General features: G+C 38.8%; 14 protein-coding genes. 4 read left to right on the forward strand and 10 right to left on the reverse strand.

Annotation, left to right across the window (positions count from 1 at the left end; translation table 11 throughout):
* A partial coding sequence (locus AACS00_RS09970; RefSeq protein ID WP_146205770.1) for a transposase occupies positions 1–386 on the forward strand: 386 nt, incomplete at its 5' end.
* A gap of 497 nt (positions 387–883) precedes the next feature.
* Here AACS00_RS09970 and AACS00_RS09975 read toward each other — a convergent pair.
* The 4 genes from AACS00_RS09975 to AACS00_RS09990 all read right to left on the reverse strand — a co-directional run bounded on the left by AACS00_RS09975 (position 884) and on the right by AACS00_RS09990 (position 4,199).
* Positions 884–1,543, reverse strand: coding sequence for a hypothetical protein (locus AACS00_RS09975; protein WP_110167285.1), 660 nt, complete (start codon positions 1,541–1,543; stop codon positions 884–886).
* 150 nt (positions 1,544–1,693) lie between these two features.
* Entirely contained in the window at positions 1,694–2,062 is a 369-nt protein-coding gene (locus tag AACS00_RS09980) for a hypothetical protein (RefSeq protein ID WP_110167286.1), read from the reverse strand.
* Positions 2,063–2,197: 135 nt separating this feature from the next.
* Positions 2,198–2,911 carry a hypothetical protein gene (locus tag AACS00_RS09985; RefSeq protein ID WP_110167287.1) on the reverse strand — a complete coding sequence of 238 codons (714 nt, stop codon included), beginning with the start codon at positions 2,909–2,911 and terminating at the stop codon, positions 2,198–2,200.
* Between the two features lie 868 nt (positions 2,912–3,779).
* Positions 3,780–4,199 (reverse strand): GNAT family N-acetyltransferase, encoded by a 420-nt coding sequence (locus AACS00_RS09990; protein WP_110167289.1) that lies wholly within the window; start codon positions 4,197–4,199, stop codon positions 3,780–3,782.
* A gap of 245 nt (positions 4,200–4,444) precedes the next feature.
* Between AACS00_RS09990 and AACS00_RS09995 the strand changes: the two genes are divergently transcribed.
* The gene (locus tag AACS00_RS09995) at positions 4,445–4,687 is read left to right on the forward strand and encodes a type II toxin-antitoxin system Phd/YefM family antitoxin (protein WP_045572526.1); all 243 of its coding nucleotides are present in this window, start codon (positions 4,445–4,447) and stop codon (positions 4,685–4,687) included.
* Between the two features lie 8 nt (positions 4,688–4,695).
* Positions 4,696–4,995 carry a type II toxin-antitoxin system RelE/ParE family toxin gene (locus tag AACS00_RS10000; protein ID WP_039428516.1) on the forward strand — a complete coding sequence of 100 codons (300 nt, stop codon included), beginning with the start codon at positions 4,696–4,698 and terminating at the stop codon, positions 4,993–4,995.
* A 165-nt stretch (positions 4,996–5,160) separates the two neighbouring features.
* On the opposite strand, the gene AACS00_RS10005 is transcribed toward AACS00_RS10000, so the two are convergent.
* Together AACS00_RS10005 and AACS00_RS10010 are read right to left on the reverse strand one after the other, a co-directional pair.
* Complete coding sequence (locus AACS00_RS10005) at positions 5,161–5,553, reverse strand: VOC family protein (protein ID WP_040905355.1); 393 nt, start codon at positions 5,551–5,553, stop codon at positions 5,161–5,163.
* Positions 5,554–5,765: 212 nt separating this feature from the next.
* Complete coding sequence (locus AACS00_RS10010) at positions 5,766–6,503, reverse strand: hypothetical protein (RefSeq protein WP_146205771.1); 738 nt, start codon at positions 6,501–6,503, stop codon at positions 5,766–5,768.
* A 155-nt stretch (positions 6,504–6,658) separates the two neighbouring features.
* On the opposite strand from AACS00_RS10010, the gene AACS00_RS10015 reads away from it, so the two are divergent.
* Positions 6,659–7,621, forward strand: coding sequence for an integron integrase (locus tag AACS00_RS10015; RefSeq protein WP_072670628.1), 963 nt, complete (start codon positions 6,659–6,661; stop codon positions 7,619–7,621).
* Between the two features lie 49 nt (positions 7,622–7,670).
* On the opposite strand, the gene rplT is transcribed toward AACS00_RS10015, so the two are convergent.
* The 4 genes from rplT to thrS form a co-directional block, all read right to left on the reverse strand.
* A complete protein-coding gene (gene rplT, locus AACS00_RS10020; RefSeq protein WP_004397165.1) occupies positions 7,671–8,024 on the reverse strand; it encodes a 50S ribosomal protein L20 in 354 nt (117 codons plus the stop codon).
* A 41-nt stretch (positions 8,025–8,065) separates the two neighbouring features.
* A complete protein-coding gene (rpmI, locus tag AACS00_RS10025) occupies positions 8,066–8,260 on the reverse strand; it encodes a 50S ribosomal protein L35 (RefSeq protein WP_004397162.1) in 195 nt (64 codons plus the stop codon).
* 100 nt (positions 8,261–8,360) lie between these two features.
* Positions 8,361–8,912 carry a translation initiation factor IF-3 gene (gene infC, locus AACS00_RS10030; protein ID WP_072670629.1) on the reverse strand — a complete coding sequence of 184 codons (552 nt, stop codon included), beginning with the start codon at positions 8,910–8,912 and terminating at the stop codon, positions 8,361–8,363.
* Positions 8,913–8,915: 3 nt separating this feature from the next.
* The gene (thrS, locus tag AACS00_RS10035; RefSeq protein WP_072670630.1) at positions 8,916–10,844 is read right to left on the reverse strand and encodes a threonine--tRNA ligase; all 1,929 of its coding nucleotides are present in this window, start codon (positions 10,842–10,844) and stop codon (positions 8,916–8,918) included.
* Positions 10,845–11,080 lie beyond the last annotated feature (236 nt).

Consider the following 11,080-nt stretch of genomic DNA (forward strand, 5'->3'; position numbering starts at 1 on the left):
CCAAAAATGAGCTATTACAGAGCGTACCTGGCATCGGAAAAATTGCGGCAGCCTCCATCATCAGTAACGTACCTGAGCTGGGCTACATCACCAACAAACAAGCGGCTTCATTAATCGGTGTCGCTCCTATTACTCGAGAAAGTGGCAGTTATAAGGGCAAACGAATGATCAAAGGCGGACGCATGCAAGTCAGGACGGTTTTGTACATGGCAATGATGTCTGCAATGCAATGTAACCCTGTTTTTAAACAGCACTATCAAAAGTTATTAGTCGCTGGCAAACCTAAAAAAGTAGCGATCATTGCTTGCGTCAGAAAGATGGTAGTTATCCTAAATTCTATGCTCAGAGACGGCTGCATGTGGGATGCAAACAACGCCAAAAATTAACTCTTGACGCCATAGTCTCTTGTTATATTTCAGTTCCATACAGCCACTGAAACACCAAACAACCTTTGAAAATAGTAAATAACATCAAAAGCTTAACGTCAGTTGAGCCAGATTTAGATACAAAAAAACAATTAATTTTGAAATCGAATCAAGCTTACCCATTGATTCTGATGATAAATATCAGAGAAATAAGCCATTAATGTTAACCCAATCGGAATAACTACCAAATGTGATTAAACGATAATATTTGTTAGTCATTGATATACATGATCAAACCAAGAGCTATCGGCAACCAGAAATCATCAACCAGCAAAACACTCACATTACCACTTAACTTTTAAATTTGTAGCACGTTGAATTTAAGAGAAACATAACGCCCTGTTAAGGTGTGAGCAACGCAATACCGATGCTACTGCATACCACCTTAATCACTTAAACCAACGCATAGTAAAAATGCCACGCGTTGCGAATCACTCTTAAACAGTTTGTTAAGCCTCTTATTCAGGAGACAAATAACCTCTCAGCAACTCTTCCAATTGCTCTTTTAAAACCTTTGATTTGGTTACTGTAAACTCATAAAAGTTTTGCTGCTTGTCATATACCTGATCAACGTGTTTCCCCTGTAAACCAGGCAACCTTGAGACATTCATAGCTCCTTGGTATTGGCGAACTTGTTTATCGATTTCTATAGCAAACTCTTCAATTTCTTTACTGACCGATGCATCCAGCCAAAGCTTTTCAGCCTCAAAACTATTACGAAACTCCTCCACAGCATCGTTGAATTCATTAAATTTGTTTTCATCAGCCGCCAAGAGGATTTTTCTCGAGCAACTCAACAAGTCTGCCAATTTAGAGTAAATTTTCTCAATCGCATCGATCTTTTTCTCATGATACTTAGACAGTTTAATTTGATACTCAATGGTGCCCTTTTCCAACTGACGTTTAATGCTTTCGGTCTCTGATGTAATCACTCGGTTCTGTTCTTTTATATCTTCAAAAGCAAGTTTAATAGCTGTTAATTCACCCGATTTTTTGAATAGAGCTACGCAATATACACAGACAACTGCAATCAAAAAGATAAAAAAATTGAGATATATGAGTTTATCGTTCGAATCTATAATTGCATTAGCTATAGCTTGTAATTCTTCGTATTTCATTATTTCTCCATTGAGGCTTAACGCCCGGTTAAGGGGCAACCAACGCTACTATCAACTTTCCGCACAACACCGTAGCCACAAAAACCAACGCATAGTAAAAATGCCACGCGTTGGTTGTCCCTCTTGAACCGTTTGTTATAAGTATTTTCTCTAGCGGTCCTTTCTTTTAAATAGTGACGTGATTCCTGCACCACCACCAACCGCAAGCGTTGACCCAAGTATGATTTTCACGAGTTCAAATTGCTTCAAGAGCATAGCGGTCATTAACAGAACGAATACCATACTGAGCAAACCAGACAAAACTAAAATCATACGTTTATGCTGCTTGTCTTCTAGCTCAAGATCTAACTGTTCTTGTTTTGCTTTGTTATCAACGTACTTCTCGGCAACAGAAAACCCTTTTTCGGCTACCATTTCCACTGTTTTTGCTATTTGCTCGATATGCTTCATTCGAGCATTTAACTGTTCAATATGCGCTGGCAAATCTTTTTCTATTTCTACAACATTGTTTTTACTCAAGTTACCTCCTTGTACTTATAACGCCCTGCTAAGGGGTGAGCAACGCAACTATCAACTCACCGCATAACACTGTAAACACTAAACCAAATGCATAACAAAAATGCTACGCGTTGCGAATCCCTCTTGAGCAGTTTGTTAGCCTACAAATGCCAATGAAAATGCTAAAATTATCCCTAGAACAATCAGAATTAGTTTCAGTGAAAAATTGTCTCTTAATGATTGATTCTTCTGTGCAGACTTATATAAATAATTATTCTGTAGGCTATCACTTTGATTTACATTGGAAAGCTCTTGTAAATTTCGTTCTCTTCTAGATTTGAGCTTATTTTCATATTCACACCATATCGAGTTATGAACTTCATGTAGCGTTTTATGGCTTTCTGGTTCTCCCCATTGTTCGATAAGCCATTTTATATCGGTCTTATTTAGAAGATTTAATTTTTTATAACCAAGACACTTATATGAAAATGGTAACGATTTAATTTTACCCCCCGGAATGGATTCAATTACGTTATAACCGGGTTCTTTTAAAACCTCAGAATAAGGAATAGAAAATGAGTCGATAGCAGCGAGCCAATATAGAAATGCAAGTTCTTCTTCATATGTGTTTTTTTGCTTTTTCTTTTCTCGTATTAAAGCTCGAATTGCTATAGCTGCCTCTTTAAAAGCTCCTGGTAACGGCAAATTTTCTACAGCTAAAGAAAGCCTTTTAACTGGTTCACCTCGTAGCTTCTTTATTCGAACAGCCCAAAAATCACCATTTTTCAAAGCTTCTCGATGTAGCAACCAAAAGTCCGTCGAAAAATATTCTGCCTCTGAGTCTGTTTCATTTTTATGCCAATTACTCATACGTTTCCTTGTTACTTTGTTGCTAATTTTTGTAGGCTAACGCCCGCTTAAGGGGCTGACAACGCTACTACCAACTTTCCGCATAACACCGTAACCACAAAAACCAACGCATAATAAAAATGCCACGCGTTGGAAGTCCCTCTTGAAGCGTTTGTTATGCTTTATTACTTATTGATTACATTGAACTTTTACAAAATTCATTTGTTCGCAGCAGTTTAACTCAAAATGACAAACCAGCCTACTTTCAGCAATCATTGTTGCCGATAAGATCCCAAACAAGTTGAAGCGAATTAGCCTGCGGAATCAAGGGGTCAACAACACCAAAGGAAGAGACCTTTCAGCAACAATCGAACCTTTTGCGTACACAATTTATCAGAGCAGAGCCGGAAAAAAAGCGCACAAACATCGATAAACTTGCGCTAACCAAACACGTTCAGCAAGCTAGATGCCAATTAAATCCCAAACATGCTGAAGCGAAATAGCCTGTGGAATCAAGGAGCAAACAACACCAAAGAAAGAGACCTTTCAGCAACAGTTGAATCTTTTGCGTACATAATTTATCAGGGCAAAGTTGGCCGAAAAAACAGAAGCCTCGTTCAACTTTCCATAGCCACAAAAAAGAACAATAAACTCATAATATCAATAAATTAGAATAGGAAAACTTCTAAATCAGACTGAGTTTTCCCATTAAAATTTATATATTGATTTTGCTGAGGTTCAATAAAGCATAACGCCGCGTTAAGGGGCAGCCAACGCTACTACCAACTTTCCGCATAACACCGTAACCACAAAAACCAACGCATAATAAAAATGCCACGCGTTGACTGTCCCTCTTGAACGCTTTGTTATAAGCAAATAACACATTGATTTAATTGATTTTCAATTGTTCTGCGCTATATAGAACCCATGCACTACTAAGAGCTTCAAAACCAATTTTCGGATAATAACCTTGTGCTTTCGGTGCTGACAGTAAAACCAATTTACAGCTTGGGCTCAGCTCTTCTTTGGTCACTAAGATTAGATATTTACCTATACCATTGGATTGAACACTTTCATCAACAGCTAAATCAGACAGATAGCAGCAATAATGGAAATCTGTCACTGAACGAGCAACACCGACAAGTTGATCGTTCAGCCATGCGGTCACAATTAAATTAGAGTTATCGAGCATACCCTGAATAGTTGACTCATTATCCAAAGGACGCCGCTCACCCAATGATGTTTTCTTCAGTAAACTCACGAATTGTTCAACTGAGATTGGATGGTTTACTTTGTACTCGATTTCCATTTTTCATCCTCTGGAGCTGAATTTGCTTATAACGCCGCATTAAGGGGCAACCAACGCTACTACCAACTTACCGCATAACACCGTAACCTCAAAAACCAACGCATAATAAAAGTGCCACGCGTTGGTTGTCCCTCTTAAATGCTTTGTTAGCTTACCTTTTCACACATTTCGTGCGATTTAATCATATTGACCGCTTTGTGTGATAAGCTATACTCCAATTAGACTTAAGACTGTGGAGAATAACCATGCATACATTAACAGCAAATGACGCTAAACGAAATTTTGGTGAATTGCTTCTTAATGCTCAACGCCAACCAATTAAGATCAGTAAAAACAGCAAAGACGCTGTTGTCGTGATGTCTATACATGACTACGAAGAGCTTGAAATGATGAAAACAGAATATCTTAAACATTGTTTCAACGCGGCTAAAGATGACTTGGCAAAAGGCAATGTCGTTGATGGTAAAGATTTTTTGAATGAGTTATAACAAACAATATGCACAATAAACAATATAAACTGAGTAGTTTGGCTCAAACTCATTTACGTAAAGTAAAAAATTATACCATCAACAATTTTTCCGAATTACAGTGGCAACGTTATAAAGAAACACTACTTTCTGGCTTTCAAATGCTCGCCGATAATCCTGATTTAGGACGAAGCTGCCATGAAATATATAGTAACGGCTTTTATTTTCCGATTGGAAAACACACTGCTTACTTCACAAAGGAAGAAAATTTCATCTTAATCGTAGCTGTATTGGGGCAATCTCAGTTACCGCAAAATCACCTGAAATAATTAACAATTATGGGCGATGCTTTCAATTGGTAAGCTAACGCCGCGTTAAGGGGTGAGCAACGCAACGACTAACCTTACCGCATTGCACTAAAAAACAATAAAATCAATGCATAACGAAAATGCCGCGCGTTGCGAATCCCTCTTGAACGCCTTGTTATAGCGTAGTTATTTGCTCTCTGTAGACAAAAAATGGGTTGCACAAAGTTTATTACCTGAAGGATCTCGTAAATAAGCCAAATAGAGCTTTCGGTCTCCACTGATTCGGATCCCTGGTGGATCCTCACAAGTAATGCCTCCATTCGCTATACCTGCTGCATGCCATGCATCAACTAATTCAGGACTACTAACTTTAAAACCAATCGTTATGCCATTACCATGAGTAGCTGGTTCACCATTTACTGGCTTCGTAATGCCTAAAGTACTTTCTTTATTACGATAGAAACAGCGGCCTTTCGCATCAATAAAACCATTCGAGTAACCAAGAACGGCCATAATGGCATCATAAAAAGCCTTTGATTTCTCTATATTATTTGAGCCGATCATTATATGACTAAACACAGTAATTCCCTTTCTTAAATGAAGTTATGACATACTCTGCAACATCGAATCATCTCTGTCTATGCCAAAATGAACAGTAAGCTATAACGCCGCGTTAAGGGGTGAGTAACGCAACGACCAACTAACCGCATTGCACTAAAAACTAATAAAATCAACGCATAATGAAAATGCTACGCGTTGCGAATCCCTCTTGAACGCTTTGTTATAGCGCATTAACTCCATATTTTTTCAAGTATATCTAACTCTGTTTGTAACTTTTTAACATGGTTATTTTTAATATCAAAGCGTTCTTTTTTCTTTTCATTGTAATCATTAGAAATTTTAACTGGACCATCGTGATTAATGTTTACTGAATTTAATTTTGAATCAAGAAAACATTTATGTTCATCAAAAATCACACGTAAACGATGAATATCAGATATTAATTTTTTACTATTTTGTGATGGTATAGAATCTAAGTTTAATGAATGAGTTTTTAATTCACTTAGTACATTATTTAAAGCTTCACAAGCATGAGAGTTTTGCATTCCCTTTAGATCAAGCGGATTTTGATATGAAGAATCCCAATTAATAAAATGATAGTCAAATTGACTCAACAGAGCTTTGCACTCCCAAATATGAGTTAAGTACTTGCCTGATTTTAACTGCTTTGCCCAAGTATCAATACCATATGCAGCAGCTGCTGCTGCGAAAATTGTACCAACTCCAGACAAGAAACTACCAAAGCTGCCTAAATCGGATAAGAGAGAGCTAAATGCCTCTCGATCGCTTACGAATAAAGACATTAACGTCATAATACCCATTGCAATAAATGCAGCAGTGAAAAATGAAAAACCATAAATAATAAATCTATACTTCACGCTAACTCCAATTTTACCCTGCGCTATAACGCTTATTACATTGAAACATGTCGTGTTTTCTTCAACGCTACCGCCACCTTTTGGGTTCAAAGGTTGAACAATCGTAGCATAATAACCATCTAATTCATCATGTTATACATCATCACATTGAGAAGCAGGTCTAAATAAACAGCAAAATGCCACTTAGTTATTGACAGCCCATAAAATCAACACCACTGTATATAAAAACAGCAAAGGATTGTCTTATGAAATCTCAATTTTTACTTAGCGTAAAGGAATATATGCAAGTCAGGTATTATGCTAACAAAACTATAGAATCTTATATACATTGGATAACGCAATATGTGGTCTTTCATAATAAAACTCACCCTAATCTATTAGGCTCTCGTGATGTCGAACGGTTTTTAACCTACTTAGCTGTTGAGAAAAAAGTAGCAACCAAAACACAATCATTAGCGTTGAATGCTCTGAGTTTTTTGTATAAAGAAATAATAAAAGAGCCATTGACACTGGAAATGAAATTCCAAAAATCTCAATTGGAAAGAAAGCTACCGATAGTCATGACGCGAGAAGAAATAAAACGCTTCTTCAATCATGTTGACCCTAAGTATCAGCTTCACATCAAACTACTTTATGGTTCAGGACTAAGATTGATGGAATGCGTTCGCTTGCGTATACAAGATATCGATTTTGATTATGGGGCATTAAGAATATGGCAGGGAAAAGGAGGAAAAAATCGAACAGTGACATTAGCCAAAGAATTACACCCTTTAATCAAGGAACAAATATCACTCGCAAAACGATACTACGATAAAGATATGGAAACGAAAGGTTATGGTGGCGTATGGTTGCCTAGCGCATTAAATAGTAAATATCCAACTGCACCATTCGAATTTCATTGGCATTACTTATTTCCATCTAACGCATTATCGGTTGATAAGGAAAGCAACTTATTACGTCGGCATCATATTAATGAAACCTCATTACAACGAACCGTAAAAAGAGCAGTAAAAGAAGCTGAAATTAAAAAATCGATTTCTTGTCATACACTAAGACACTCATTTGCGACCCATCTTCTCGAATCAGGAGCTGATATTAGAACGGTACAAGAGCAGCTTGGTCATTCTGACGTCTCAACGACACAAATTTATACCCATGTATTGGATAGAGGAGCAAACGGAGTATTGAGTCCTTTATCTCGCTTATAAAAAAGGAGAGCTTACAAGCTCTCCTTTCGATTAAACAGTTAAAACTCTATTACAGGGCAGCTTTCGCTTTCTCAACAAGAACAGAAAATGCTGCTTTGTCGAACACTGCGATATCTGCAAGGATCTTACGATCGATCTCGATAGATGCTTTCTTAAGACCATTGATGAAACGGCTGTAAGATAGACCATTTTGACGAGATGCAGCGTTAATACGCGCGATCCATAGCTGACGGAACTGGCGCTTTTTAGTGCGGCGGTCACGGTAAGCGTATTGACCTGCTTTAGTAACGGCTTGGAAAGCTACGCGGTAAACACGTGAACGTGCACCATAGTAACCTTTAGCTTGTTTTAGAACTTTCTTATGACGTGCACGAGCTTGTACACCACGTTTTACGCGAGGCATTATGTCTCTCCTAAACTAAACGATAAATAAACTAAAAAGAATTAAGCGTATGGCAACATGCGCATAACACCAGCCACTTCACATTTTGGAAGGATTGAGTTAGGGCGTAGTTGACGCTTGTTCTTAGTAGTACGCTTAGTCAGGATGTGACGTTTAGTAGCATGCTTGTACTTAATACCACCAGCTGTTTTCTTAAAACGCTTAGCAGCACCTTTGTTGGTTTTCATCTTAGGCATGATGAATAACTCCGCATTGTAGTAGTTTAATAACAATGTAATTAGGGCGAATAAAACCTAGCTTTTAAAGGCTAGATTTTATTACTTGTAATGCCGTTAATTACTTCTTTTTAGGGGCAAGCATCATGATCATCTGACGTGCTTCAATTCTGCTCGGGAAAGATTCTACTACCGCAATATCGGCGGTATCTTCTTTCAAACGATTCAAAACATCAACGCCGATTTCTTGGTGCGCCATCTCACGGCCACGAAAGCGAATAGTTACTTTCACTTTGTTGCCTTCTTCGAGGAAACCAGTCAGGTTGCGTAGTTTTACCTGATAGTCTCCAATATCAGTTCCAGGACGGAATTTAATTTCCTTAATCTGGACCTGTTTTTGCTTCTTCTTCTGCTCTTTAGCAGCTTTACTCTTTTCAAAGAGGAATTTGCCATAGTCCATCACACGACAAACTGGTGGCTCGGCGTTAGGGCTGATCTCTACAAGATCCATACCAGCTTCTACGGCCGCTTCTAGTGCTTCACTGATTGATACAACACCAACGGATTCACCATCTGCGCCAGTTAAACGAACTTCACGAACGCCACGAATTTCACCGTTTAAACGGTGCTGGTTTGGTTTGGCCGGCTGTTGGCCACGTCTTCCGCCTTTAATAGTTTATTCCTCCAGATTGAGCTGACGGCTAGAAACTTCGGCTTGGATGTGAGTGACGAAATCATCCAATTTAAATTTACCTAAGTCCTTGCCCTTTCGAGTACGTACTGCAATTTCACCGGCTTCCATTTCTTGGTCGCCACAAACGAGCATATACGGTACACGCTTTAAAGTATGTTCGCGGATTTTAAAGCCTATCTTCTCATTTCTCAAGTCCGCTTTCGCTCGAATGCCACATTTTTGTAGCTTTTGTACGACTTCTTGAGCGTAATCAGCCTGTTTATCGGTGATATTGACTACCACCGCTTGTTCAGGAGCTAACCACGTTGGGAAGAAACCAGCATATTCTTCGATGAGAATACCGATAAAACGTTCAAGAGAGCCTAAAATCGCACGATGAATCATAACCGGGACTAAGCGCTCATTACTTTCACCGACGTAAGTTGCACCTAAGCGTGATGGAAGATTGAAGTCCAATTGAACTGTGCCACATTGCCATGCTCTATCCAAGCAATCGTACAATGTGAATTCAATTTTAGGACCATAGAAAGCACCCTCACCTTCTTGAATCTCATAGGCAATGCCCATTGCTTCAAGCGAGTGTTTCAGAGCTTCTTCAGACTTATCCCAGATCTCGTCGCTGCCTACTCGTTTTTCAGGACGTGTAGATAGTTTAACCGCAATATTTTCAAAACCAAAGGTATTATACGTGTCGTACACCATTTGAATGCACGATGTTACTTCTTGCTGTATTTGATCTTCAGTACAGAAAATATGCGCATCATCTTGAGTGAATCCACGTACACGCATAATACCATGTAATGAACCTGAAGGTTCGTTACGATGACACGAACCAAATTCGGCCATGCGCAAGGGTAAATCACGATATGATTTCAAACCCTGATTAAAAATTTGTACGTGACCGGGGCAGTTCATCGGCTTAATCGCATATTCACGATTTTCTGATGATGTAGTAAACATTGCATCCGCGTATTTATCCCAGTGACCAGAACGCTCCCATAGAACGCGATCCATCATCAATGGACCTTTCACTTCTTGGTAGCCATACTCATTCAATTTATGACGAATAAATACTTCTAAATCACGGAAGATAGACCAGCCATTATGATGCCAGAAAACCATTCCCGGTGCTTCTTGCTGCATATGAAAGAGGTCAAGCTGCTTACCAATTTTACGATGATCACGCTTGGCCGCTTCTTCTAAACGAGTTAAATGTGCTTGTAGTGCTTTCTTATCATGAAAAGCCGTACCATAAACGCGTTGTAACATTTTGTTATCACTGTTACCACGCCAATACGCACCAGCAACACTGAGCAGTTTAAAATGCTGACAAAAACCCATATGAGGTACGTGTGGACCCCGACACATATCGATATATTCTTCGTGATGATAAAGACCAGGGCGATCATCACGAGCAACATTTTCGTCTAAGATTTCGATCTTATAAGGTTCACCACGAGACTCAAAAGTATCTCGTGCTTCCTGCCAACTGACTTTATGCTTAACAACCGCGTATTTGGTTTTAACCAAATCTTTCATCCGCTGTTCGATGCGTTCAAGATCTTCTTGTGAGAGTGAATGATCAAGATCGATATCGTAGTAAAAACCACTATCGATGGTTGGACCGATAGCCATTTTTGCTTGCGGATAAAGCTGCTTAAGAGCATGCCCTAATAAATGCGCGCAAGAGTGACGAACGATTTCTAATCCATCAGTCTCATCTTTAACAGTAATAATTTCAAGACTTGCATCATGTTCAATTAGATCACAAGCATCAACGCGTCGGCCATCGATACGGCCTGCGATGGTTGCTTTAGCAAGGCCAGGACCAATAGATCGAGCAACGTCCATGGTCGATACTGGATGGTCAAATTGACGCTGACTGCCGTCAGGAAGAGTAATAATAGGCATGAATAATCCTTACAGTGGTGTTGCACACCAAGCAACACATGTTTTTCTTTTGACTCTTAAAAATCAATACTTTACGTTGAAAGCTTAATATTTAAAACTGATTTGGTACAAATTTTGGTACAAATACGGATGTACCTGTTCTTTTGTACCGACGCATTCTAACGTATGCGACTTAGATCGCAATGTATTTCTTTTGATAAGTTCAACAGGATCTCAATGCCATATTAAAACATAAA

It is taken from the genome of Vibrio sp. 11986-1-5 (assembly GCF_963878025.1).
Taxonomy (GTDB): Bacteria; Pseudomonadota; Gammaproteobacteria; order Enterobacterales; family Vibrionaceae; genus Vibrio; species Vibrio injensis.